Annotated in this window: 24 protein-coding genes; 15 read left to right on the forward strand and 9 right to left on the reverse strand. The window is 53.1% G+C overall.

What is annotated here, in order from left to right:
* Nucleotides 1–24 precede the first annotated feature (24 nt).
* From L2Y54_RS00885 to L2Y54_RS00920, 8 genes are all read left to right on the forward strand, one after another.
* Complete coding sequence (locus tag L2Y54_RS00885; protein WP_236499223.1) at nucleotides 25–942, forward strand: LysR family transcriptional regulator; 918 nt, start codon at nucleotides 25–27, stop codon at nucleotides 940–942.
* A gap of 141 nt (nucleotides 943–1083) precedes the next feature.
* Nucleotides 1084–2550: a complex I subunit 4 family protein gene (locus L2Y54_RS00890; protein ID WP_236499224.1), complete on the forward strand. Its 1467-nt coding sequence runs from the start codon at nucleotides 1084–1086 to the stop codon at nucleotides 2548–2550.
* Nucleotides 2547–5741, forward strand: coding sequence for a DUF2309 domain-containing protein (locus L2Y54_RS00895; protein ID WP_236499225.1), 3195 nt, complete (start codon nucleotides 2547–2549; stop codon nucleotides 5739–5741). Before L2Y54_RS00890 ends, L2Y54_RS00895 begins: the two co-directional genes overlap by 4 nt.
* A complete protein-coding gene (locus L2Y54_RS00900) occupies nucleotides 5734–7296 on the forward strand; it encodes a proton-conducting transporter transmembrane domain-containing protein (protein ID WP_236499227.1) in 1563 nt (520 codons plus the stop codon). Before L2Y54_RS00895 ends, L2Y54_RS00900 begins: the two co-directional genes overlap by 8 nt.
* Nucleotides 7297–7309: 13 nt before the next feature.
* On the forward strand, nucleotides 7310–10534 hold the full coding sequence (locus tag L2Y54_RS00905) for a putative inorganic carbon transporter subunit DabA (protein ID WP_236499229.1): 3225 nt from the start codon (nucleotides 7310–7312) through the stop codon (nucleotides 10532–10534).
* On the forward strand, nucleotides 10527–12080 hold the full coding sequence (locus L2Y54_RS00910; RefSeq protein ID WP_236499231.1) for a proton-conducting transporter transmembrane domain-containing protein: 1554 nt from the start codon (nucleotides 10527–10529) through the stop codon (nucleotides 12078–12080). Before L2Y54_RS00905 ends, L2Y54_RS00910 begins: the two co-directional genes overlap by 8 nt.
* A gap of 9 nt (nucleotides 12081–12089) precedes the next feature.
* The gene (locus L2Y54_RS00915) at nucleotides 12090–13625 is read left to right on the forward strand and encodes a complex I subunit 4 family protein (RefSeq protein ID WP_236499233.1); all 1536 of its coding nucleotides are present in this window, start codon (nucleotides 12090–12092) and stop codon (nucleotides 13623–13625) included.
* Entirely contained in the window at nucleotides 13625–15103 is a 1479-nt protein-coding gene (locus L2Y54_RS00920) for a complex I subunit 4 family protein (RefSeq protein WP_236499235.1), read from the forward strand. The genes L2Y54_RS00915 and L2Y54_RS00920 overlap by 1 nt, the downstream gene beginning before the upstream one ends.
* A gap of 20 nt (nucleotides 15104–15123) precedes the next feature.
* Here the strand turns inward: L2Y54_RS00920 and L2Y54_RS00925 are convergent, their stop codons facing one another.
* Nucleotides 15124–15294, reverse strand: coding sequence for a hypothetical protein (locus L2Y54_RS00925; RefSeq protein WP_236499236.1), 171 nt, complete (start codon nucleotides 15292–15294; stop codon nucleotides 15124–15126).
* Nucleotides 15295–15392: 98 nt separating this feature from the next.
* Between L2Y54_RS00925 and L2Y54_RS00930 the strand changes: the two genes are divergently transcribed.
* Together L2Y54_RS00930 and L2Y54_RS00935 are read left to right on the forward strand one after the other, a co-directional pair.
* Nucleotides 15393–15563, forward strand: coding sequence for a hypothetical protein (locus L2Y54_RS00930; protein WP_236499237.1), 171 nt, complete (start codon nucleotides 15393–15395; stop codon nucleotides 15561–15563).
* A gap of 14 nt (nucleotides 15564–15577) precedes the next feature.
* On the forward strand, nucleotides 15578–15898 hold the full coding sequence (locus tag L2Y54_RS00935) for an element excision factor XisI family protein (RefSeq protein ID WP_236499239.1): 321 nt from the start codon (nucleotides 15578–15580) through the stop codon (nucleotides 15896–15898).
* A 40-nt stretch (nucleotides 15899–15938) separates the two neighbouring features.
* Here L2Y54_RS00935 and L2Y54_RS00940 read toward each other — a convergent pair whose 3' ends face one another.
* Genes L2Y54_RS00940 through L2Y54_RS00950 form a run of 3 tightly spaced genes read right to left on the reverse strand, consistent with a single transcriptional unit; the run spans nucleotide 15939 to nucleotide 17888 of the window.
* On the reverse strand, nucleotides 15939–16238 hold the full coding sequence (locus L2Y54_RS00940; RefSeq protein WP_236499241.1) for a hypothetical protein: 300 nt from the start codon (nucleotides 16236–16238) through the stop codon (nucleotides 15939–15941).
* A gap of 16 nt (nucleotides 16239–16254) precedes the next feature.
* Nucleotides 16255–16884, reverse strand: coding sequence for a hypothetical protein (locus L2Y54_RS00945; RefSeq protein ID WP_236499243.1), 630 nt, complete (start codon nucleotides 16882–16884; stop codon nucleotides 16255–16257).
* Between the two features lie 11 nt (nucleotides 16885–16895).
* Nucleotides 16896–17888, reverse strand: coding sequence for a LysR family transcriptional regulator (locus tag L2Y54_RS00950; protein WP_236499245.1), 993 nt, complete (start codon nucleotides 17886–17888; stop codon nucleotides 16896–16898).
* 132 nt (nucleotides 17889–18020) lie between these two features.
* On the opposite strand from L2Y54_RS00950, the gene L2Y54_RS00955 reads away from it, so the two are divergent.
* The 5 genes from L2Y54_RS00955 to L2Y54_RS00975 all read left to right on the forward strand — a co-directional run bounded on the left by L2Y54_RS00955 (nucleotide 18021) and on the right by L2Y54_RS00975 (nucleotide 21142).
* The gene (locus tag L2Y54_RS00955; RefSeq protein ID WP_236499246.1) at nucleotides 18021–18965 is read left to right on the forward strand and encodes a sodium-dependent bicarbonate transport family permease; all 945 of its coding nucleotides are present in this window, start codon (nucleotides 18021–18023) and stop codon (nucleotides 18963–18965) included.
* A gap of 3 nt (nucleotides 18966–18968) precedes the next feature.
* Nucleotides 18969–19262 (forward strand): P-II family nitrogen regulator, encoded by a 294-nt coding sequence (locus L2Y54_RS00960; RefSeq protein ID WP_236499248.1) that lies wholly within the window; start codon nucleotides 18969–18971, stop codon nucleotides 19260–19262.
* 28 nt (nucleotides 19263–19290) lie between these two features.
* Complete coding sequence (locus L2Y54_RS00965) at nucleotides 19291–20097, forward strand: CbbQ/NirQ/NorQ/GpvN family protein (RefSeq protein ID WP_236499250.1); 807 nt, start codon at nucleotides 19291–19293, stop codon at nucleotides 20095–20097.
* 123 nt (nucleotides 20098–20220) lie between these two features.
* Nucleotides 20221–20784: an L-threonylcarbamoyladenylate synthase type 1 TsaC gene (gene tsaC / locus L2Y54_RS00970; RefSeq protein WP_236499251.1), complete on the forward strand. Its 564-nt coding sequence runs from the start codon at nucleotides 20221–20223 to the stop codon at nucleotides 20782–20784.
* Nucleotides 20785–20890: 106 nt separating this feature from the next.
* Nucleotides 20891–21142: a hypothetical protein gene (locus L2Y54_RS00975; protein ID WP_236499253.1), complete on the forward strand. Its 252-nt coding sequence runs from the start codon at nucleotides 20891–20893 to the stop codon at nucleotides 21140–21142.
* Between the two features lie 47 nt (nucleotides 21143–21189).
* On the opposite strand, the gene L2Y54_RS00980 is transcribed toward L2Y54_RS00975, so the two are convergent.
* The 5 genes from L2Y54_RS00980 to L2Y54_RS01000 form a co-directional block, all read right to left on the reverse strand.
* Complete coding sequence (locus tag L2Y54_RS00980; RefSeq protein ID WP_236499255.1) at nucleotides 21190–21588, reverse strand: diacylglycerol kinase; 399 nt, start codon at nucleotides 21586–21588, stop codon at nucleotides 21190–21192.
* Nucleotides 21585–22181 carry a phosphatase PAP2 family protein gene (locus tag L2Y54_RS00985; RefSeq protein WP_236499256.1) on the reverse strand — a complete coding sequence of 199 codons (597 nt, stop codon included), beginning with the start codon at nucleotides 22179–22181 and terminating at the stop codon, nucleotides 21585–21587. The genes L2Y54_RS00980 and L2Y54_RS00985 overlap by 4 nt, the downstream gene beginning before the upstream one ends.
* Nucleotides 22182–22240: 59 nt before the next feature.
* Complete coding sequence (locus L2Y54_RS00990; protein ID WP_236499257.1) at nucleotides 22241–22516, reverse strand: hypothetical protein; 276 nt, start codon at nucleotides 22514–22516, stop codon at nucleotides 22241–22243.
* A 129-nt stretch (nucleotides 22517–22645) separates the two neighbouring features.
* Entirely contained in the window at nucleotides 22646–22945 is a 300-nt protein-coding gene (locus tag L2Y54_RS00995; protein WP_236499259.1) for a DDE-type integrase/transposase/recombinase, read from the reverse strand.
* Nucleotides 22878–23795 (reverse strand): hypothetical protein, encoded by a 918-nt coding sequence (locus L2Y54_RS01000; RefSeq protein ID WP_236499261.1) that lies wholly within the window; start codon nucleotides 23793–23795, stop codon nucleotides 22878–22880. The genes L2Y54_RS00995 and L2Y54_RS01000 overlap by 68 nt, the downstream gene beginning before the upstream one ends.
* Between the last annotated feature and the right edge of the window lie 14 nt (nucleotides 23796–23809).

The raw sequence follows: 23809 nt of genomic DNA on the forward strand, positions 1-23809 counted from the left end.
TGCTGATGTTTTTGGAGGAACACCGTGCCGTACTCATTGAGCCAAATTCGCATTTTTGAAGCCGTTGCCAAATACGAAAGCTACACCCGTGCTGCGGAAACACTCAATATGACTCAGCCAGCCGTTTCCATGCAAATCAAGCAATTGGAGGATGATAGCGGGTTGGCATTGTTTGAGCGTCAGGGCAAAAAGATGTGCCTGACCCCTATCGGCAAAGAAATGCAGCACTATGCCAGCCGCGTATTGCAAGCCCATAACGATATGCTGGAGGCAATGAAAGAGCTAAAAGGCACGAAAGGCGGGCATCTGATTGTGTCGGTCGCCACAACAGCCAATTATTTCGTCACGCAATTGCTCGCCGAGTTTTCGCGCCAACACGAAGGCATCCATGTCACACTGGACGTGACCAATCGCCACATGCTGTTGGATCAATTGGAAAATCACGAGCCAGATATGGTCATCATGGGTGAGCCACCCAAAAGTCATGGCTTGCAGTCCGAGCGTTTGATGGCAAACCCGCTGGTGATGATTGCCCCCCCCAACCACCCCTTGACCAATGTGCCCCCCCCCATTTCCTTGGCGGATGTCATGGAGGAGCGCTTCATCGTGCGTGAAAAAGACTCAGGCACTCGCAGCGCGATTGAACGCCACGTCCATAAGCACGGCACAAGCTGTAAGAACATGCTGGAAATGCGCAGCAACGAAACCATCAAACACGCCGTCGAAGCAGGCCTGGGCTTAGGTATTGTGTCGATGCACACGATTCAGCCCGAACTCGATAGCGGACGGCTGGTGATGTTGGATGTGGAGCATTTCCCGATCCAGCGTCATTGGCATATCGTAATGCGCAAGGGCAAACGCTTGTCGCCGATTGCGCAGGAGTTCAAGCGGTTTGTAATGCAAGAAGCTCCGCGTTTCGTCAAAAACTTGGCGGCAAGGTGATGACGGTGTGTGCATCAATTGTTGATCCCTCCCATTAGGTATGGTTTATCCCACACATTAGGTTAGATTTATTCTATCCATCACTGGCTTATCGGTGTATTATCGCCCGCTTATATTCCTCCTGACCTAAGCGTGGACTGCATGGATCCGCTCATCCTTTTATTGCTATTGCCTGCTGTAGGGGCAGGGATTGTGGCTTTATTGCCCGATCAACGCCCACACTTGATCCGTCATACGGCGATTGGTGTCGCAGTCGTGACCTTGCTGTATGCCTTCAGTCTGCTTGCCAGTTTTTCATTTGATAATCCGCAAATCCAGTTTTACACCTATCAGGTATGGAATGAACGGCTAGGCACATCATTTGCGGTGGGCGTGGATGGTTTGTCATTACCGCTGATTTTGCTGACCACGGTGCTGGTATTGATGGCTCTGTTGGCTTCGCACATGATCAACCACCATGTCAAAGGCTATTACCTGCTGATGTTGCTGTTGGAAGCTGCCACGATGGGGGTCTTCATGGCGCAGGATTGGGGTCTGTTCTACGTCTTTTGGGAGCTGGTGCTGATTCCGCTGTTTTTCCTGATTGACCGCTGGGGTGGCAAAAACCGTCAGACGGCTGCCTTGAATTTTGTGTTGTATACGATGGGTGGCTCGGTCTTCATGTTGTTGGCGTTGCTGGTGCTATTTGATGCCACGCCGTCACACAGTTTCAGTTTTACGGCAATGGCAGAAGGCGCAAAATACTTATCCGCCAATGAACAAGTGCTAATTTTCCTCGGATTATTGATCGGTTTTGGGGTAAAAATGCCCATTTTTCCCTTGCACGGCTGGCTACCGTTGGCGCACGTGGAAGCCCCTAGTCCGGTGAGTATTTTGCTATCGGGCATTTTGCTGAAAATGGGTTCGTATGGCTTGTTGCGAGCGGTAGGCATTCTGCCAGATGCTGCCATTTTCCTGCAAACGACGCTGTTTGTCATCGGTGTAATCGGCTTATTGTATGGCGGTTTGCTGGCTTGGCGGCAAAGCGACATGAAAAAGATGATTGCCTATTCGTCGGTCAGTCACATGGGGGTGGTGATGATCGGCATTGCCAGCCTGAATGTTTACGGCATTACCGGCGCGGTTTACCAAATGGTGGCGCATGGCTTGGCGGCTGGGGCAATGTTCATGCTGATTGGTTTGCTGTATGAGCGCACCCACACCCGCGATATTAACGATTACGGCTCGTTGATTAAGATTACGCCACGCTTTGCTTTCCTGATTATTATGGCGTTTGTCGGCGGGGTCGGGTTGCCGAGTACTGCCGGGTTTGTGGCTGAATTGCATGTGCTGATTGGCGGTTTCCAGACGTGGGGTTGGGCAATTGTGCTGTTGTCGCTAGGGGTGTTGATTACGGCGGCTTACAGCATCCGTACCGTAAAACATCTGTATACCGGCCCGGTGCGGCTGGATATGCAACAGGTGGAAGATTTGCGCCCCCTAGAAATGGTGGCTGCGGGTAGCCTGATTGTCGGCACGGTCTTGCTGGGCTTATATCCTGCACCGTTGCTGGCGATGATGCAGGTGTCGGTGCAACATTTCGTGACTTCAATAGGGTTGATGCCGTGAGTGTTGCCGGAAACTCACATCAGCATTCCCACGACTTCCACCATCTGCTGGAGCATCTGGAACACATTTTGCCGAGTCAGGCACCGCTGCGCGACTTTGTACACCACAATACCTTGCACGGTTTACAACACCTGCCATTCCCACAAGCCCTTAAAACGGCGCATGAAATAACGGGTGCTGATGGTTATTGGCCGACGGAAAAATTCCGTGAGCAATTCCGGCGTGGGCGCATTGACGCTAGCGATTTGCAGGCGGTGCTGGCGGCGGATGCCAGCCTTGCCAGTGAAGAGCGGGTTTTTACCCACAGTACCGGGGATGTGTGCCGGGGCGATATTTACCGGACTGCCTTGGCTTGTCCCATCAAGCCCATTGCCCCCAGCCAGTTTGTGTGGGAAGTGGAGGAAAACAAGGTTCTGGAGCGCGATGGCGAACGTTGGGCAGCGTGTTTGGCAGCGTTACAACTCGATCATCACGTATTGCACTCTGAAGACCTGCTGAATTTCACCCCGCAACGCGCAGCGCGGTTGTTTGCCACACAGCTTGAAGATCAGGCAGAAGACATCGGTGCACGGGTGACGCACGAGGCGCATGAATTGTTGTTGCATCTCATCTTGCAAGTGGGTGAAAACTTCACGTTGCGGGGGTTGTTACAGGCGGTAACAGGTGAGGACATCCTGCACGATATGCGTCCACTGCTGGTGCGTCAGGTCGCTGCTTGGTTGGATCAAGGCATATCGGCATGGCATAACGGTACGGCGGGTGATAATTTTTTCACGGCTTGGCGCACTGCCAGTCACCATGATTTATTACCGGAGCTGGAAGATTTACCCGACTGGCAGGAACACCTGTATTCCCTGCCCGATAATGCAGCTGATGCGATTGTCGCAGAATTGCAGCGCATCGGCATTCCGCAAGAGTACTGGGATGGCTATCTGGAACGGTTGGCACTGGAAATGCCCGGCTGGTCGGGGATGTTCCTGTGGCGGCATTTTCACCCCGATTATGTCAAAACAGCGGCTGAACACACCGATATGCTGGATTACCTTGCGGTGCGCTTGAGCATGGAGCACTTGTTTGCACGGCGTTTGTGCCGCCGCATCTGGCTGATGGAAGCCAATCTGGGCGATATTCGCGGGCGTTTCCGCCGCCACCCGGCAGAGTTTCTGGTGCGCTATTACACCTTTAACCGCCCGTTACCGGAATACCTGCTCACCCCGGCACAGCAACTGATGTACCACCGCCGCCCTAAGGTATACGACGAGCAGCAGTGGGAATTGCTAGCACACCAAATCTGGACATGGGCGCAGGTTAGTGCGGGAAGTGACGGGTTTTCCGCTTACAATCATGGCTGGCGTTTGTTCCGCCTGATGCAGCAGTTGCAAGTGGATGCAAGCAGCATCCGCAGTCTCACCCCCATGCAAATCCAGACGATTTTCACCTGTATGGAAACGCTGGATGACGAACACAGCGGCTTCCTGTGGTTGCAGGCGTATGAGCGCCATTACCGCGAACAAATTTTCAATGCACTGCTCAACAACCACGGGCGCGGCATGTGGGAACAGCGTGCACAACCCCCGCAAGCGCAGGTAGTGTTTTGCATGGATGAGCGCGAGGAAGGTATCCGCCGCCATCTGGAAGAACTGAACCCGCAAATTGAAACCCTTGGTGCAGCGGCATTTTTCAACCTGCCGATGAACTGGCAAGGGCTGGATGATGAAAGCGTCACCAAACTCTGCCCCGTGCCGGTCACACCCGTGCATTTGGTGCGCGAATTGCCCGCTGAGGATGCGGCTGATTTGTATCATGCCCACGTTCGTCGGTCGGGGTGGCGCAAACAGTTGTTTACCGGCTTGAATCACGTGACCCGCCATAAGTTGTGGCTGGGAACCCTCAGTCAGCTCGTGCTTGCGCCTTTTGCATTAGGCGTATTGCTGGGCAAGTCTTATTTGCCGTTGCGCTTCGGACATTGGGTGCAACGCTTGCGCCGTCAGGTGGATCAGCAGGTGCCGACCAAAATTGTCTTCATGGCAGAACAGGTGGATTCCGAACGTTCCAGCCAGCGTAATCAATTGGGGTTTAGTGATGCGGAACAGGTGGAAAAGGTCGGTGGTTTCCTACGTACCGTCGGTTTGACGGATGGTTTCGCGCCGCTGGTCGTCATTATGGGGCATGGTTCATCCAACCAGAATAATCCCCATGCTGCGGCTTACGAGTGCGGCGCGTGCAGCGGTCGCCATAGCGGGCCGAATGCGCGGGTCTTCGCGACGATGGCAAATCGCCCGGAAATCCGTGAGCTGTTGGCACAGCAGGGCATTCGTATTCCGGCGGACACTTGGTTTGTGGGGGCGGCACACGACACCTGTGACGAACAGATTCCTTGGTATGACACCGATAAAGTGCCAAGTACGTTGCTGGATCAGCTCTCCCGTTTGCAAGCGACACTGATTGACGCTGCTCGCCATTCCGCCCACGAACGTTGTCGCAAACTGGCATCTGCCCCGCGCAAACCCACCTTGGAACAGGCATCGCGGCACATTGCCGGACGGGCGTTCGATTACAGCCAAGCCCGCCCAGAACTGGGCCATGCCACCAATGCCAGTGCCTTGATCGGGCGGCGTTCGGCAACCCGTGGCAGTTTCCTCGATCGGCGTTGTTTCCTGATTTCCTATGACTGCACCCGTGACCCTGACGGCAGAATTTTGGAAAATATCCTGTTGAATGCAGGGCCGGTGGGCGCGGGGATCAACCTCGAATACTACTTTTCCACCGTCAATAACGCGCATTACGGCGCAGGTACCAAAGTGACCCATAACCTCACCGGCTTGTTCGGGGTGATGGAAGGGGTGTTCAGCGATTTACGTACCGGCTTACCACAACAGATGATCGAAATCCATGAACCCATGCGCCTACTGGTGGTAGTGGAAGCGAAAACGGCGGTAGTCGGCGAGATTTATGCGCGGCAGCCCCCCTTGCAGGAACTGATCGGTGGCGGCTGGTTGCAGGTAGCGGTGAAAGACCCGGATGCGGCGATGATTGATTTGTTTGTGCCGGGGACGGGGTTTGTGCGTTGGGAAGGTGAACGCACCGAGTTGCCCACCGTGCAGCGTTCCGTGGAATGGTATGCGGGGGATTATGGGCATTTATCGCCTGCGTTGGTGACGGCGAATACACGTGAGGCGCAATATGCCTAACGAATTACTCCTATTAATCCCCGGTTTCCCCTTCCTTGCCGCTGTCTGGATTATTCTCGGCTTCATCTTCGGCTGGAACCGGGGCGAAAAAGGTGAACGTGAAACGGCTTTCGTTGCGGTCACTGCCAACACCCTGAGCCTGCTGATCATGTTGGGATTGGCGATTTACGATTTTACCCACGGCGCACCGGGTTATGTCGCGTTGTTTCCTTGGCTGCAAAGCGGTACGTATCAGGTTTTCTTCAGCCTGATGCTGGACACCCTAAGCTTAAGTTTCGGGGTGGTGATGGCAACCATCAATCTGCTGGCGGTGCGCTTTGCGGTCAATTACCTGCACCGTGAAGCCGGTTTCCAGCGGTTTTTCATTGTGATGTCGCTGTTTTCCTGCGCGATGTTGCTGATTGTGTTGTCGGGCAGTGCCTTGCTGGGCTTTATTGGTTGGGAAATGGCAGGCATCAGTTCCTACATGCTGATTGCTTACGCATGGCAGCGCGAAACCGCGACCGAAGGTGCAACCCGTGCATTTGTCACCAACCGTTTCGGCGATACCGGCTATTTGTTCGGGATGTTCATTGCCTTTACCGCGCTGGGCAGTACCGAGTGGAATGTGTTGCTGCAAGATCATGATGACGAAAGCATTTCCGGCATGGTGCTGGGCATTATGACGATGGGCTTCATGTTGGCGGCACTGGTGAAATCATCGCAGTTTCCGTTCAGTGCGTGGATTACCCGTGCGCTCGAAGGCCCCACACCATCCAGTGCAGTATTTTACGGTGCGGTAATGGTTCATGCAGGCATTTACCTGTTGCTGCGCCTTGAACCCTTGATCGAACAAGTGCCGCTGCTGGGTAACATCCTGCTGCTGATTGGCAGCCTGACCGTACTGTATGGTTGGTTGGGGGCGCAAGTGCAAACCGACATCAAAAGCTCCCTGATCTTTTCCACCCAACAGCAAACCGGTTTGATGCTGATTGCTATCGGCTTGGGTTGGTATACGGTTGCCGCGATTCACATGGGGCTGCACGCGATGTGGCGGGCGTATCAGTTCCTGCATTCGCCGTCTTTTCTGCAACAAACCGGCTGGCAGGCGGCAAAACCTGTCCCCGCGTGGTTACGCAAACAGCATTGGCTGTATACCGCTGCCCTCCAGCGTTTCTGGCTGGTGCCACTGGAAAACTGGTTGCTGGTGCGCCCGACCGAAGCACTGGCACGCGAGGCGCAAGCCTTCGATTCCCGCGTGGTCGACCGCATGACCGGCACGCCCTCACACAGCAATATGCTGACCACCTTTGCGGAACTGCAAGCCTTCCAGCAAGGTAAGTTGCGACTGGAAAGCGGCATTGGCAAAGGCTCAGGTGTACTCGGCAAGCTGATGCAGTGGGTCGCCGAACAAATGGAGTGGCTGGAAGACCGGCTCTTGTTAAAAAAAGGTGGCGGCGCACTGGGCGAACGCTTGCGTCAGCTAGGGGAAAACCTCGATCTGGTGGAAGAATTGCTCTCCCAGCCGCGCTACCTGATGGTATTGATAGCGGCAACCCTTGCCGTTATTTTGTAGGAAAACACCGATAATGACTCACCACAGTCAGGCACATACCGACCCGTTGACGCAGTTGCGTGAAGCCATTGCGGCGCTGGATGCGGTATTGCCCATACAAGCACCGTTGCAGGATTTTGTGCATTTTAATCCCCTGATGCATTACGAACACTTACCGTTTGCACAGGCATTGCGGGCAGCCCATGCCGATAGCGGCTCATTAGGCTATTTGCCTGCCAGTGAATACCGGCGTTTTTTCCGTGCCGGGCGTATTACCCGTCACGATCTGTTTACTGTCTTGGCGGATGAGCCGGAACAATGGGCGGAACGCGAACTGTATGTCACGGCTCTGAGCAACGATATTAAGGCGATCAGTTTCCAACAAATGCGTTGGCAGGTGGAAGAAAACCACGCGCTGGAACGTTTTCAAAGCGATGTAGCCTTTGAGCAGCGCGACAAACTGCTGGCAAACAGCGGGCAAACAGAAGCCGAGGCAATTCAGGCATTGTGGGAAACTTGTTTGCAAAAGCTGGAACTGGATTACGCCTTGCCACACCCCGAAGCCATGCTCAATCTGCCGTTGAGTGACCTTAACAGCGTGTGGGATCGCCTCAAGCAACACGAGCAATACGGGCAAACCATTGCCGATGCGGAAACCTTTATTCACGCAGAAAGCCGTCATCTATTACATCAGTTACTGGATGAAGTCGGCACGCGGATTACTGTGCGTGGTTTGTTGCGTCAACTCGCTGACGTTGATGTACTGGAACAAATGCTGCCCTTGCTGGATCGTCATTTTGCCAGTTGGCTGGATCAGGGCATCGCGGCACTGAATCCCCAAGCACACGGTTTTTACGCTTACTGGCGCGAAGCCACCTTACATGACATCACCCTGTCGCTGCACGGGCTGGATAACTGGGCAGACCATATCGAATCCTTGGACTCCGACCCGTTGGAAACCATCCATCAGGAATTGATGCGCTTGGGTATCGACAAAGCGCATTGGGCTGGCTACCTACGGGCATTGGCACTGGAACTGCCCGGCTGGTCGGGGATGTTCAACTGGCGAGCCAAACATCCGCACTACTACGGGCTAAGCGCCCCCGTGAGTCTGGAAGATTACCTCGCGGTGCGGCTGGTGCTGGAACACCTGTACTGCCGCCATTTCACCAGTGAACACTGGCAGATCAATGCCAGTCTGCCCAATATTCGTGGTTACTTCCATCAGCATCAGGATGAGTTTTTCGTCCGTTATCACGCCTACAACAGCAATTTGCCGGAATACCTGCAACACATTGCCCAGCAATTCCTCAATACCGAGGAAGACGTGCAGCCACACGAATGGCACCAACTGGCGCACCAGATTCTTACTTGGAAACTTGCCCCGGAAACCATCCTGCCCATGGGAACGGACATTTACCGCAAGGCATGGCGGCTGTTCCACCTAGCGCAACACATGGCTCTGGATGCCAAGGCAGTAACACAACTGGAACGGACGCGACTTGAACAAATGCTGGCAATCCTCGAAGCATTCGATGACCCGCATACCAGTGGATATTTGTGGTTACGCGCTTACGAACACCACTACCAAGAAGAAGTGTTCAGCGCAATTTTAAACAAGGAAACTGCACCGGCATTGTCTGCCCCACCCGCTGCGCAACTGATTTTCTGCATGGATGACCGTGAAGAAAGCCTGCGCCGTCATCTGGAAGAAATCGCCCCTGATGTGGAAACGTTCGGTGCGGCGGGCGTTTTCGGCTTACCGAATAACTGGCGTGCGCTCGATGCACCGCGTCCGCTGAAACTGGCGCAGCCAGTGGTAACGGCAGTTCACGAACTCCGCGAAACCCCGACCACAACCGCACGGCAACGCTTGCCTGCCCATTTGCGGCGTTTGCGTGCGCTGAATTGGCTGAAATACTGGAAAAATCACCGGATGCGCCACAGTGTTTTGGGTACTGCCATTAGCCTGCCACTGCTTGCACCGTTTGCCGTCTTGGACATGCTAGGGCGCAGCATTATGCCTGCCACCTACCAACGCTTACTGAGCAAAGTACAGCAGCGCAGCAGCGTGCCCTTGCAGACACAAGTGGCGTATACCGCGACACAGGTGCTGGAATGCCCGAACGCTGCTCACAATCAGATCGGCTTCAGTGCGGATGAGAAAGTGGCAAAAGTGGCGACCTTCCTCAAGCTGACCGGCTTTACCAGTGGCTTTGCGCCGTTGGTGGTATTAATGGCGCACCGTTCGCACCACCTGAATAACCCGCACATCCTTGGTTACGGTTGCGGCGCGTGCAGCGGGCGTTTCGGCGGACCGAATGCACGCGCATTTGCAGGCATGGCAAATGAACCGGAAGTGCGGGCGCAACTGGCAGCGCAACACGCCATCCACATTCCGGCAAGCTGCTGGTTCATTGCCAGCGAACACGATACCAGCAGCGATGACATCGACTGGTTTGATACCGACCTGATTCCGGCAAGCCACCAAGCCGTGTTCCAACGGGTACGTGCCGTGACTGAGCAAGCGGCACAGCACTCGGCACTGGAACGTTGCCGCAAATTTGCCTCTGCCAGCCATAAGCTCAGCCCACAGCAAGCCAAGCATCATGTGGCAGGACGTGCCGCTTCCCCCGATCAGGTGCGGGCAGAGCTGGGGCATCAGGGCTGTGCGGTTGCGTTTATCGGGCGGCGCGAACTCAGCAAAGGGATTTTCTGGGATCGGCGTTCTTTCCTGATTTCCTATGACCCGCATAATGACCCCGATGGCAAGTTGTTGGAAGCGCAGTTGCAAGGCAATGGCGTCGTCGGGGTCGGTATCCAGATGGATTATTACTTTTCGCGGATGCAAAACGGTTACTTCGGCTCAGGCAGCAAAGCCACCCACAATCTGACCGGCTTGTTCGGGGTGATGGAAGGGGGAGCCAGCGATTTGCGTACCGGGCTTGCCCAGCAGATGGTGGAATTGCACGAGCCTATGCGCTTACTAGCCATTGTGGAAGCCGACATTGCTACCTTGGTGGCAATTTACCAGCGTCATGACTATTTGCGTTTATTGCTGGATAACGGTTGGGTGTTGCTGGCAGCGAAACCGCCGGAACGTCAGGAAATTCACCTGTTCCAGCCCGGCAAGGGGTTTGTGCACTGGCAAGGCGCAGTGCAGCCCTTGCCCAAGGTAGCCTCATCGCGTGACTGGTACGCGGATCATGATCGGTATTTACCGCCAGCGGCAATTCAGCGGGGGGTGGCTCATGCCTGATGCTTTGTTATTACTGATTCCCGGTTTGCCATTGCTGGCCTTTGGCGTAATCGGGTTATTGACTTTGTTTCGTTGGAACAAAGGGGATGCCGGTGAACGCTTAAGCGCACGCATTGCCTTGGGTGTGGGGCTTGTCAGCCTGTTGCTGGTATTGTGGGCGGATGTTACCCATTTTGCCAGCCCTGCGCCGCATGTGCCGCTCTTGCCTTGGTTACATAGCGGGGTATACATCACCAGTATCAGCATGACGGTGGATGGTTTAAGCCTGACGTTTGCCACGCTGATTGCCGTCATCACGCTGTTGGTGACGCGGTTTTCGGTCAATTATTTGCATCGGGAAGCCGGTTTCCAACGCTTTTTCATGGTGTTGATGCTGTTTGTAGCGGCGATGCAATTGATTGCCTTGTCGGGTAGTGCGATTTTGGCGTTTGTCGGCTGGGAATTGGCAGGGGTGAGTTCGTTCCTGTTGATTGCTTACAACTGGCAGAGCCGGGTTGCTACGGCAAATGCTGTCAGGGCTTTCGTCACCAACCGCATCGGCGATGCCGGTTTTTTGTTGGGAATGTTCATGGCGTTTAGCCTGTTCCACAGTACTGAATGGGATGTGATGCTCGTACCGCAACCGCTGGAATCCGGTTTGCTCATCGGCGTGATGACACTGGGGTTCATGGCAGCGGCACTGGTGAAATCGGCACAGTTTCCGTTTTCGGGGTGGATTACGCGGGCATTGGAAGGCCCTACGCCATCGAGTACGGTGTTTTACGGTTCGATTATGGTTCATGCGGGCATTTTCCTGTTGCTGCGCATCCATCCCTTATTGGAACAAGCCCCCCTATTGCAATACCTGTTGTTACTGTTGGGTGGTTTGACGGTGTTGTTTGGTTGGCTGGGTGGTTTGGCGCAAACGGACATTAAAACCTCGCTGATGTTTTCGACGTTGGCGCAAACCGGCTTGATGTTGGTAAGCATTGGGCTGGGTTGGTATACCTTGGCATTGGTGCATCTGGTGTTACATGCCTTGTGGCGGGCTTACCAGTTTTTGCACTCCCCCTCCTTTGCCTTGCATACCCAGTGGCAGGCTGCCCCACCAGCACCGGCATGGTTACGTAAACAACGCTGGCTGCATAACGCTGCCTTGCAACGTTTCTGGTTAGACCCGCTGGCGGATTGGTTACTGGTGAAGCCAACACTGGCGTTATCACAGGAAACCCAGGTGTTTGACGGGCAGATTCTCGACAAGCTCAGCGGTACACCGGGGCATTACTCCGGCATTTCGACACTGGCGGATATGCAGGCCATGCAGCAAGGGCAACAACGTCTGGAAAGTGGCATTGGTACAGGTTCAGGGCTGCTGGGCAAGCTGATGCAGTGGGTGGCGGAAAAACTGGAATGGTTTGAGCAGCATCTGTTACTGCAACGCGGTGCTGGTCCGGCGCAAGCCTTGCTGAATGCGTTAAGCCGTTATCAGGACAGGATTGAACGTTTGCTCACCCAGCCGCGCTATCTGGTGCTGTTGGTGGTGGTGACGCTGGTCGTGATTTTTTAGGAGTGGGACATGACATTTACTGAAATCCCTAGCCAAACCCCGTTATTGGGGATGCTGCAATTGCTACCGCTCATCACCGGGCTAATCCTGATCAAGGTGCGCGGGGAGGCGGCGGTTGCCTTGGGGAGTATTGCCGCGCTGGCGCAACTGTTAATGGCGGTGATGCTGTATATCCGTTTTGATACCCAGCAGCCTGCCGGGGTCATGCAGTTTGCCGAGAACGTGCCAATCGTTGGGGCATTTCACTACCACGCCGCCGTCGATGGGATTGGTGTGCTGTTTGTCTTGTTAACCAGCCTGATCAGCTTGCTGAGTATTGTGTTTATTCTGGTGCGCCGCCTGCATGAAAGCTCGATTCTGGCAGTGATGATGGTGATTCAGGCGATTATTACCAGCCAGTTTGTCACCGTGGATTTGTTGTGGTTCACGCTGATGTCAGCATTGGAAGTGCTACTGATTGCTTCTATGACCAAACGCTGGCCGACATTCCACGATATTCAACCAACACTGGCGCGTTACCTGCAATTCATGGCGGTGGGAATTGCCTTGCTGGTGTTTGGCACCTTGGTATTGGGCTGGAATTATGCCGATGCCAATGACGGACGCTGGAGTTTCAGCCTGTACGAATTGGCGCAACTGGGCTTTGAGCCGGGCAGCGTGGTGGCGACGCTGGTATTTTTCGCGCTGTTTTACGGGTTGGGGGTGCGGATTCCGTTATTCCCGCTGCATGGTTGGCTACCAAGTTTCATGCACCACGGCAATGTGGCAGTCGCCCCGATTTATTTGCTGGGTTTGAAAGTGGGCATTTACGGTTTGCTACGCTTTGTCATGCCGATCGTGCCGCACGCGGTGTGGGAATGGCACACGATTGCGGTGATTTTTGCCAGCACTGGGGTGTTCTATGCCGCGTTTCTGGCGATGCGTGAGCGTAATTTGCGGCGTTTACTGGCGTTTGCCGTGGTCAGTCATACCGGGATTTTGACGATTGGCTTGTTTAGCCTGCACCACATGGCGTTTCAGGGGGCAATCCTGCTGGCGTTGAATTTTGGTCTGGCGATTTCAGGGCTAATCCTAATGACCGGGATGGTGTGGCAACGTACCCGCACGACCAATCTTGATAAGCTGGGTGGCATGTTCGATTACATTCCAGTGGTAGGCTTGGCGTTTTTGGTGGCAGGTTTGGCAGTGGTGGGAATGCCGGGAACACCGGGCTTTGATGCCGTGCATTTCGTGCTGGAAGGGTCGATCAAGCGTTTCGGGGCATTGGTGACAGTGGCAGCCGCCTTGGGTAACTTGGTGGCGGCTGGATTTTTATTGCGTTCGTTTCAGCGGGCGTTTTTGGCACAACCGGGGGGGAATACCAGTCGTTGGGATACCAGCCCCGCACATCCTGCGGAAACCCTCATGGCGGGCATTGTGATTACGGTGACGGTGGTCGCCGGTTTCTATTCCGCACCTTGGCTGGAGTTGATTGAGCAGCCAGTCAATGGTTTAAGCAGTTTATTTGCGGCAATGAGCGGCGATGCGCCCGCAGGAGGTCACTAATGGCAATTTTAACCGGTGTGGAATTTCCCTTGCTGAGCCTGTTGTTGCTGCTGTTGCCCTTGGGGGCAGTCTTGACCGCCGTGTTTCCGGGGCGTGAAGCACGCTGGGCGGCACTGACGACTGCGGTACTGGCGTTACTGGTAACGCTGGTGATTGTCGGGCAGTTCGATACCCAACTGGTCGGCTTCCAATTGGTGGAAAAGACCCCTTGGATGGCAGATTTGGGTATCCATTACCTGCTGGGGGTGGATGGCTTGTCGATCCTGTTCCTGCCGTTTACCGCGCTGCTGTTCATCGCGGTGATCTTGGCGTCGTGGAATGCGATCCGCACCTTGCCGCGTTTGTATTTCGCGCTATTGCTAGTGTTGGAATGCACCATCATGGGCATTTTTACCGCACTGGATACCATCTTGTTTTTCTTGTTCTGGGAACTGACGCTGTTACCGTTGTTCTTCCTGATCAGCTTGTGGGGCAATGGTGCAAACCGGCGTTATGCAGGGGTGAAATACAGCCTGTTCATGTTGGCAGGGGGCTTGCCGCTGCTGATCGGCTTTGTGGTGCTGGCAATGCATAACCCCGGCGGCATGAGCTTTTCCTATATCGACTTGCTGCAAGGAAGCCGCGATTACGGGGTGCAGGTGACAGTGTTTTTCCTGTTGCTGCTGGGGTTTGGGGTGAAAATTCCGCTGTTCCCGCTGCATACCTGGCTGCCGTTGGTGGCGCAGGAAGGCCCGGCAACTACCGTGGCATTGCTGACTGGCTTGAAAGTGGGCGCGTATGGTTTGCTGCGCTTTGCCTTGCCACTCGCACCGGATGCCGCACGCGAATTCCAATGGGTGTTGGTGGGCTTGGGGATGATCGGCGTGCTGTATGGCGCAGTCGCGGCATTGAGCCAAACCAGTTTGCGGCGGATGCTGGCGTTTTCCTCACTCAGCCACGTGGGGCTGGTGGTGCTGGGGATTGCGGCGTTCAGTGTGCAAGGGGTGCAAGGGGCCGTGTTTCAGTTGCTGAATTTCACTGTGGTCGCGGGTGGTCTGTTTCTGATTACCGGCTTTTTGCATCAGCGCACCGGCTCGACCGAAGTATTGAGTTTGGGCGGGGTGGCGAAATCCATGCCCTTGCTGGCATCGCTGTTCTTCTTCCTCGGTCTAGCGGGGATCGGAATGCCTGCCACCAGCGGCTTTCCGGCTGAATTCCTGCTGATTGTCAGCGTGTTGGAAACCCATACCGGCGCGGGGCTGGTGGTGCTGTTTGTGGTGATTTTGGGGGCTGCGTATTTCCTCAACTTCTTCCGCAAGGCATTTTTAGGGGAAACGCGCCACGACATTATCCGTGATGCACCGGATTTAAAGCCGCGTGAACTGGCAGTATTGCTGGTGCTGGTTGTGGTGGTGCTGGTGTTCGGGTTCTATCCGCAAGCGATTTTGGATGTGACGGAAACCAGCAGCCAGTATTGGGTGAGTTTGATGTTGCCTTAGTCGTATTCATTGCTTGATGATCAACCAGCCACCAACTCATCACCCTCACATGGCTCTTGCCCACCTTGGCGTGTCAGAATGCGCTTGAAGGCATCCACATCGGCTCTTTGTTGACGTTCGTTGAAGAACTTGAGCGTATCCTCCTGATCCGTGGGCGAAGGCAATGGGTAGGTTGCAGTTTGTTGTTCCATATACAGATTCTCCTTGTCTCATTGCTGATGCTAGATGAAAATCCTTGAGAAATCTTGTTTTTTGGTATCATGTCGCTCAGTCACTTGGAGGTTAAACCATGATGGATGATCTAATCGTTGAAGAAGTACGCAAACATCGGCAAGCCCATGCCGCCAAGTACAGCAATGACCTGAAAGCCATTTGTGCAGCATTGAAAATCCGTGAGCAGCAATCCAGCCGCAAGGCGGTCAATCGTAGTCCTCGCTTGCCCCTGAAAAAGGTCAGCTAAAGGTCGAACTTCAAATGAACACGGAAAACTACCGGCTAGCGGTAAAGCACGTCATTGAAACTTACGCCAGATTTCGCCCTTCTCACGGCAACATTCGGCTGGATACTGTGTTTGATGAAACTCACGACCGTTACGCACTTATGCAAGCAGGCTGGGACAGAGGCAGACGGGTAAGCGGCAACCTGATCTACATCACCCTTCAGGATGGCAAAGTAGTGGTCGAATATGATGGCATCGAACACGGCATCACCGATGACTTGATCCGCGAAGGGGTAGAGGAAAAAGACATCGTGCTGGCGTTTTTGGAAGAGCCGGAAATGGCAGCCGCAGCTTAACTAAACTTTTGCTACCATAAGATTAGCTCTTCCCGTTGCCTTAATCGTCGTCGCCCAGCTCGTTATCCCAGCCATTGGCTTTTGCTTCACTAATCGCACGGCTATGCAAGTCGCTATGCCGCTGCTGCAATTCCGGTGGCAAACGGCTCGGTAAATGCCCGTATTTCATCCACTCTGTATGGACTTTTTCATACAGGTTTTGCAGCATCCCGGCACTCCAGCCTGCGCATTGCTCGGTGTCGGGCAGCAAACCAAACACCCAAGCATCGCGGATCAGCCGCCCGACCGGACTCATGCCAAATTGTGAATCGTTATCCAAACCTTCGTATTTTCCGCTCATGGTATTCCTGCCTGTATTAATTGGTAGCCCGTGCATTGATATTAGCAACGGCTTGTTCCGCTGCGCGTAGGGCTTGCGCCATTTCCGCCTCACTGCCCATCATGATCAGTCGCCCGAATGCGCCATAGGCTTTCACATCGACCAAGGTGACGTGGGCGGCTTTTTCGGCTTCGTTGGCAACGTAAACGATGTAACCGGCGGGTTCGGTTTCAAAAATGAACATGCTCTTGCCCGGTTGTAACATCGAGCCGTGGCGCATTTGCCGGTTGATCAGGGTGGCGTGGTCGGGGGTAATGGCACGGATGATTTCTTTCCAAGCGACGCGGCACGCCATGCGGCTTTCGACATCGGCATAGATTTCACGCAAAACCGCTTCACCCGCCGCGCTGACTTCACTCTGGTTGCGGTAGTGAACTTCCATTGAACCAAAGGCGCGTTCCACTACCTGTTGACCGAGACGTACATTGCTGGCTTTGAGGGCAATGTCGCTAAGACGGTGGACTGCCATGCCCGGTGCGACTTCAATCCACAAACAGGCGTCGCCGGGAATCGGCAAGAACCCCTGTGAAGACGTTCCCAGATAGGAGGCAAGCTGGGGTTGCAGCGAGTCAATGAAGGAATACACACGTAAGGTCACATTATTCATCGGTATCAGGCTCAAGTGTTAGGGTCAGTCAGCGACATCAGGTTCGGGTAATCGGCCGGTAAGTGTAAACGATTACTGTGGTTAGTACTTTCCCAAATTCGCGCACCGTCTTGCACTAGAAAATCGAGAAAGCGCTTGGAGGTATTGGAGAGTTTTTTGCCTCTCAGATGCACGGCATACCATTGGCGCATCATCGGGAAGTGTTGCACATCCAGCACGGTCAGCAAGCCCGCTTCGAGTTCCAGCCGCAGGTTGTGCAATGATAAAACCGAGATGCCCAAGCCTGCCATCACCGCCTGCTTGATGGCTTCGCTACTGCCGAGTTCCATATAAATATTGGTTTCCAAGCCGTGTTCGGCAAACAAACGGATGCGAGCAGCGCGTGTGCCTGAACCTTCCTCCCGTGATAGAAAGCGTTCCTGTGCAATGCGTTCCAGCGTAATATTTTGCTCGCCAGCCAATGGGTGGTTGGGTGGGGCAATCACCACAATGGGATTATGCAGGAAGGACTCTGCGGTCAGGTCGAGGTTATTATTGTTTGGAACAGTACCCATGATCACCAAGTCATCGAGATTGTCTTCCAGACGCCGGATGACATTGGCGCGGTTGGTAATGGTCAGGCGCGGCTCCACCCGTGGGTAATCCTTGAGGAAGGTGCCCAGCAGGTGCGGCATGAAATATTCGGCAGTGGTCGTGGCACAAGCATTCAAGGGGCCTTTGACACCTTCTTCCATGCCAATCATGTCTTCGTTGAGTACCCGCAAGCGATCCAAGACATCGCGTGTTGCCTCAAACAGTTCACGTCCGGCTTCGGTGAGGAACAAACGCTTGCCAATTTGCTCACTCAGGGGGATGCCGACACTTTCCTCCAACCGCTTGATTTGGATAGAGACCGCCGGTTGGGTCAAGTGCAATTCTTCCGCTGCACGGGTAAAGGACAAGTGTTTCCCTACGCTATAAAACAGGCGCAACTGGTGCAAGGTGATATGGCGCAGATTCATCATTAATTCCGTTTTATCGAAGGTATTTACATTTACCTAGGTTAATCCAACTAATATTAACGATTAACTTCAGTTCATTGTCAAGATAATTTATACTCCACCGCAATACTGAAGTTAGCCAAGAGAAGTGCCGTCATGAGCTTAGAACCTGTCGTCCTGTTTTTCGTACTGGGTCTTGCTGCGGGATTATTGCGCTCTGATCTGAAAATTCCCGGCAGTATTTACGACGCCCTTTCCATCTACCTGCTGTTGGCTATTGGGCTGAAAGGCGGGGTCAAACTGGCGGAGCAAGCCACGCCGGGGATGTTGCTAGATGGTGTGTTGATTATCGGTGCAGCCATCTTGATACCCTTGGTGGCTTTTCCGATTTTGCGTTACCTCGGTAAGTTGAAACGTGCGGATGCGGCGTCGCTTGCAGCACATTACGGCTCGGTCAGTGTGGTGACATTCTCTATCGGGGTGGCATTCCTGGCACAAGCTGCGCAAGAATACGAAGGCTACCTGATTGTATTTCTGGTATTACTGGAAGTACCTGCCTTGGTGATCGGGGTGATATTGGCTCGCTATGGCGCAGGGCAGGTGCGTTGGGGGCGGATGTTGCATGAGGTTTTTTTCGGCAAGAGTATTTTTCTGCTGTTAGGTGGGATGATTATTGGCTATGTCGCCGGGCCTCAAGGCATTGAGCCACTGGATAAAGTGTTTTTTGATTTGTTCAAAGGCGCGTTAGCGATCTTTTTGCTGGAAATGGGGTTGGTAGCCGCCGGTAGACTAGCCGATTTACGTGCTTATGGGGTATTTTTAATAGGCTTTGGGATTGTGATGCCGATATTGTCTGCTTCATTAGGCACGGCGGTGGGCTGGATGTTGGGTTTATCGGTCGGTGGTACGATGTTGTTGGCAGCGTTATATGCCAGTGCTTCTTACATTGCCGCACCTGCCGCTATGCGGATTGCTGTCCCTGAGGCGAACCCCGGATTATCTATCGGTGCGGCACTGGGTGTGACCTTTCCGTTCAATATTCTGATAGGAATCCCCTTGTATTACTGGATGGCACAAACCATCCATCAGATTGGAGCGTAAAACGTGCCTGACCAAAATCAACGGTTGCTGACAATTGTGTGTGAATCCATGCTGGAACCTTTCCTACAAGAGGAGTTGCCCCATTTAGGGGCGAGCGGCTATACGGTAACGGATGCTCGTGGCGCGGGTCGACATGGGCGGCGTGGTGGTGCATGGACAAAAGAGAGCAATGTCAAAGTCGATATTGTCTGTGATGCCGAGGTTGCCCAGCGAGTGGTGGAACACATAAACCGCGAGTACAAACAGCATTACGCGCTGGTGATGTATTCGACGGATGCCAAGATGCATTGCGTGTAATTATTTTTGAATTTGAGGAATAAGTGTGATGAGTTTTCAAGCTGAACAATACACTATCAAACGTGAGCCGTTTTATCGCTCTGTCGCCAATGAGGTGGAGTTATTTGATGCAGCATACAGTGCACGGATGCCGGTCATGCTGAAAGGTCCAACAGGTTGTGGCAAGTCCCGCTTTGTGGAATACATGGCATACCGCTTGGGACGACCACTGATTACTGTGGCTTGTAACGAAGACATGACCGCCTCTGATTTGGTCGGGCGTTTCCTATTGGACAAAGACGGCACGAAATGGCAAGACGGCCCGCTAACAATGGCAGCGCGGATGGGCGCAATCTGCTATCTGGATGAAGTGGTCGAAGCCCGTCAGGATACTACCGTGGTTATCCACCCACTCACCGACCATCGCCGCCAGTTGCCGCTGGACAAAAAGGGCGAAATGGTGGAAGCCCACCCCGATTTCCAGATAGTGATTTCCTACAACCCCGGCTACCAAAGCCTGATGAAGGATTTGAAACAATCCACCAAGCAACGTTTTGCCGCACTGGATTTTGACTACCCGGAAGCCGCCACCGAAACCGACATCGTAGCGCGTGAAACCGGCGTGGATACTAAAACGGCGGAAAAGCTGGTACAAATTGCCCACCGTGCACGTAACCTCAAAGGGCACGGCTTGGATGAAGGTATTTCCACCCGCTTGCTGGTATACGCTGGGCAATTGATTGTGAAAGGGGTAAACCCGCTGGCAGCGTGTTCCATGACGCTGGTGCGCCCATTGACCGATGACCCGGATATGCGCGATACCTTGGATGCGGCGGTCAATACTTTCTTTGGTTGAGAAATAACCTTCAGGCAAAAAGGTTTCCTACAAAAACACTAGCGTGCTCCGCAAAATACGGCATTCAGTGGCGGATTCTGCCCCTGAATACTGTTCAGTGTATTGGTTAGGAGAAAGGCAGTGATGAGTGTTGTTGGTTATGATGTTGCTGCTGCCTGTCAGGCAGTGCAACAGGGTAAGGTTATTGCTTACCCAACAGAGGCGGTGTTTGGCTTAGGCTGTGACCCTGCCAATCTTGAGGCTGTACAGCGTATTCTTACGCTTAAACAACGCCCTGCACACAAAGGGCTGATTCTGATTGCTGCTGATTTGCAACAGCTTGCCCCTTGGTTATTACCGCTCGAAGCAGCGTTACTGCAACAAATTTTGCCAACTTGGCCGGGGGCTGTGACTTGGTTGTTACCAGTACGCCCTGAGGTTTCCCCGCTCATTCGGGGTGAACATGACACACTGGCAGTGCGGGTAACGGCTCATCCTGTTTGCCGAGAATTGTGCCTGCGCTTGGGGCATCCGTTGATTTCCACCAGTGCCAACCTGAATGGGCAAGAACCTGCCCGCAGCGTGACAGAAATCCTCCAGCAATTTGACCAGCAATTGGGGTTTGTTTTGGATGCACCCTTGGGTGGTCAATTACAGCCAACCCAAATTCGTGACGGGCGTACTGGGCAGATTATTCGCCCCAGTTAAAAGGACAGTTGAAATAACCTTGTTCTTGAATGTTTTTATTTGTTCAAGACAATATTCCTGATTTACTAAGCACATTCAACGTTCGCTTATTTTAAAAGGAGACCAAATGATGAAATCAACCTTAACCATTACGGGATTATTGTTAGCTGTATCGCTTATGACTGTTGGGTGTGACAAAGCTGAAAAAGATGATGATGATGATAAAGAAAAAGTGACTCAAACAACCGTAGATGATGCTAAAAACAAGAATGAATCAGCCGCCGAAAAACAAGAGAATGATGATGATAAAGAAAATGATGAAGATGATAAAGATGATGACAAAGATAATGATAAAGATAAAAAGGAAGATGACGACTAAACAATAAATATATTTTCGGCATTATCATTCCGATAATGCCGAATTTTCTAATCGGCAATCGGAAAAAAAACAGACAATAACTGCCATAGCTCTAAACTAATCACAATAATCCAGAGAAAAACCGACACCCCGACCGCTGCTGCGGCTATATCCTTAATAACTTTAATTTTCTCATTGTGTTTTTCCTCAATGAAATCGCAAATGGCTTCAATGGCGCTGTTAAACAACTCAGCCATAACCACTAGCGTGGTGGCAACCAAAACTATTAGAAAATCAATCCACCCCCTGAAACCAAATGCCAACGGCAAGATAAGCGCAGAAAGTATGAGTTTGTAAGTAACACTAAAATCGTATAATACCGCATAGCGTAACCCAGAAAACACCGTCGCTATTTTTCGTAGTGGTCGATAACCCGACTCACCTGTTCCAAGAAACTTATTTTTCACTTAATTTCCTTTTTACCCAATAAAAACCACAGACCGATTGCATACCCGCAACCGACGATACAACCGACCAGCACATCACTAAACCAATGGACTTGTAGATAAGGTCGAGACACAGCTACTAATATAATCATTACCAGTGCCGGAGCAATTAACCAAGGGCGCAAATGTCTTGGCAGCATTAACCATAACGCCAAGAAAAAGGCACTGGCTTGGGTTGCATGTCCACTAGGGAAGGACATATCCGGTGGCAACGTCATTAAAGCTTCAAATAATTGTGGACGGTCACGCGCGAACACAGGTTTCAGCAACCAAGTCGTCAGGCTGGCAAGCCCCAGCGTTATCGGCAGGTAAAGGGTATAGCGCCATTCGCTCAGTTGTTGACGTAGGGCTAAACTCGCAGCGATTAACAAACTGAGTGGCAATAACACCCACATTGACCCTAGCCATGTGATAAGCCAGAAGAAAGTGTCAAGAATAGGCGTTCTTGTTGCATTGAAAAAAGTCAGGACAGCCATGTCCCACTGGGCAATGAGCATAAGCATGTTTCGTATGCCGTTAATGATGTTGCCGATAGTGTTACCCAATTCAAACATGATAACTACTAAACCGGAACGTGTCAAGCAAATTGAGACCGGTCTGTTAAAAAATAAAACTACAAACAGGCTTTTTTGGCAGCCGATAATGTAGGGAAATTCACTGCTATGTTTTCATCCGCTTCGTCAGGATGTGCCGGATTAATCCACACTTCCTTGGGCGGCAACTTAACGACGGGCGCACCGTTGATGAACCGTTTTGGGTTGGTTTCATAGGCGGTTTGCAATGCCGTTTGGCGGCAAATAGCCACGTCGCCCACCCGATTCGTGAACACTTGTTCGGGGGTGAAGAAAGCCAAGCCACTGTGTTGGTGGTCGAAGTTGTACCATTCCACGTAGTCGGCAAACCATTCCCGCGCATGGCTGACACTGGCGAAGCGTCCGGGTAATCGGGTTGTTGCTTGCAGGTCTTGAACTGGCTTTCGCTGAACGGGTTGTCGTTGCTGACTCGTGGGCGGCTGTGGCTACAGGTGATCTCCAGTTCTGCCATCAGGTCGAGGTAGCCGTGAGCCGTCATGGGTGCGTCCGGTCTTGGTGCAGGGTGAGTTCCCCAAGCCAATGCGGTAACGGGTGCTGGCTTCTTGCATCAGTTGTTCGGCTAGGTGGCTGTTCTCCTTGCGGGAGACCATCCAGGCGACGATGAAACGGCTGTACAAGTCCAGCACCACGTACAGTGACAGGTAAACACCGCGTTGTTCAGTCGCTAACTTCGTGATGTCCCACGTCCACACTTCGTTGGGGCGCGTGGCTCGCAGGCGCGGCATGGCGTGCGTCTGAGGTTGACGTCGGGATGGCGTTCCCGATTTGCCGAGCTTTGCGCAGCAGGCGGTACATGGTGCTGACGGAGCAGTAATAGATGCCTTCGCTCAGCAAGGTGGCATACACTTCGGCGGGTGGTTGGTCAGCAAAGCGTTCACTGTTGAGTACCGTCAGTACCTGTTCCTGTTCGGCGGCACTTAGAGCATTGTCCGGGATCGGGCGGACGGCAGCAACGGTTTCAACGATAGCAATGGCTTCAACCGCTGCGGTGGTTTCCGCCATCGGTGCCGGTTCATCAGACACCGGCACAGCGTCAGATACTGCGTCGTTTGCCACCACGTCAATGACCGTCTGGTTGCTACTGTAGCGGTAATAGCTGGCACGTGATAGCGCCAAGGCGGCACAACCTGCACGCACGGAGACATCCGGGGGACGGCTTTCCAGTAGGATACTCATGAGCGGCTCACGTTGTTCAGGTGATCCAATAGCGTGAAGGCTTTTTTTGGAGTTCCAATAGCCTTCCGCCACCTGTAGACGTTGTTCCAGCTTGGCGTTTTCGCGTTGGAGGGCATCTATCGCTTTATCTTTGCTGTCTTTTGACGGTTTACGTCCCACCGTGGCGTTCTCCAAGCCCGTTTCGCCTGCGGTTGCCAATTGATTGCGCCATGTTTGCAGTTGAGTGCTGTAAATCTTCTCTCTGCGTAGCAGTTCACCCAATTCACCGTGAGCGCAGGCATCAGCTTCGGCAAGGATGCGTTTCTTGTCTGCTGCACTGAAATAGCGGTAGGTGCGCTTTTCATGGCGTGGGTTTGGCATCACGTGGTTGTCCGGTAATTCACTGGTTGGTTTCGGCATCGTCTTGCTTCCTG

The organism is Thiothrix winogradskyi (assembly GCF_021650935.1).
In the GTDB taxonomy this organism is placed as follows: Bacteria; Pseudomonadota; Gammaproteobacteria; order Thiotrichales; family Thiotrichaceae; genus Thiothrix; species Thiothrix winogradskyi.

Bases quoted from the DNA above. Each gene is read 5' to 3' on its own strand.
- L2Y54_RS00940 (WP_236499241.1), bottom strand. From the start codon at position 16,238: ATGAGCGGAAAATACGAAGGTTTGGATAACGATTCACAATTTGGCATG.
- L2Y54_RS00950 (WP_236499245.1), bottom strand. From the start codon at position 17,888: ATGATGAATCTGCGCCATATCACCTTGCACCAGTTGCGCCTGTTTTAT.
- L2Y54_RS01000 (WP_236499261.1), bottom strand. From the start codon at position 23,795: ATGCCGAAACCAACCAGTGAATTACCGGACAACCACGTGATGCCAAAC.
- L2Y54_RS00985 (WP_236499256.1), bottom strand. From the start codon at position 22,181: ATGTTTGAATTGGGTAACACTATCGGCAACATCATTAACGGCATACGA.
- L2Y54_RS00910 (WP_236499231.1), top strand. From the start codon at position 10,527: ATGCCTGATGCTTTGTTATTACTGATTCCCGGTTTGCCATTGCTGGCC.
- L2Y54_RS00920 (WP_236499235.1), top strand. From the start codon at position 13,625: ATGGCAATTTTAACCGGTGTGGAATTTCCCTTGCTGAGCCTGTTGTTG.
- L2Y54_RS00930 (WP_236499237.1), top strand. From the start codon at position 15,393: ATGATGGATGATCTAATCGTTGAAGAAGTACGCAAACATCGGCAAGCC.
- L2Y54_RS00925 (WP_236499236.1), bottom strand. From the start codon at position 15,294: ATGGAACAACAAACTGCAACCTACCCATTGCCTTCGCCCACGGATCAG.
- L2Y54_RS00890 (WP_236499224.1), top strand. From the start codon at position 1,084: ATGGATCCGCTCATCCTTTTATTGCTATTGCCTGCTGTAGGGGCAGGG.
- L2Y54_RS00905 (WP_236499229.1), top strand. From the start codon at position 7,310: ATGACTCACCACAGTCAGGCACATACCGACCCGTTGACGCAGTTGCGT.
- tsaC (WP_236499251.1), top strand. From the start codon at position 20,221: ATGAGTGTTGTTGGTTATGATGTTGCTGCTGCCTGTCAGGCAGTGCAA.
- L2Y54_RS00935 (WP_236499239.1), top strand. From the start codon at position 15,578: ATGAACACGGAAAACTACCGGCTAGCGGTAAAGCACGTCATTGAAACT.
- L2Y54_RS00975 (WP_236499253.1), top strand. From the start codon at position 20,891: ATGATGAAATCAACCTTAACCATTACGGGATTATTGTTAGCTGTATCG.
- L2Y54_RS00915 (WP_236499233.1), top strand. From the start codon at position 12,090: ATGACATTTACTGAAATCCCTAGCCAAACCCCGTTATTGGGGATGCTG.
- L2Y54_RS00965 (WP_236499250.1), top strand. From the start codon at position 19,291: ATGAGTTTTCAAGCTGAACAATACACTATCAAACGTGAGCCGTTTTAT.
- L2Y54_RS00900 (WP_236499227.1), top strand. From the start codon at position 5,734: ATGCCTAACGAATTACTCCTATTAATCCCCGGTTTCCCCTTCCTTGCC.
- L2Y54_RS00945 (WP_236499243.1), bottom strand. From the start codon at position 16,884: ATGAATAATGTGACCTTACGTGTGTATTCCTTCATTGACTCGCTGCAA.
- L2Y54_RS00995 (WP_236499259.1), bottom strand. From the start codon at position 22,945: ATGCCGCGCCTGCGAGCCACGCGCCCCAACGAAGTGTGGACGTGGGAC.
- L2Y54_RS00955 (WP_236499246.1), top strand. From the start codon at position 18,021: ATGAGCTTAGAACCTGTCGTCCTGTTTTTCGTACTGGGTCTTGCTGCG.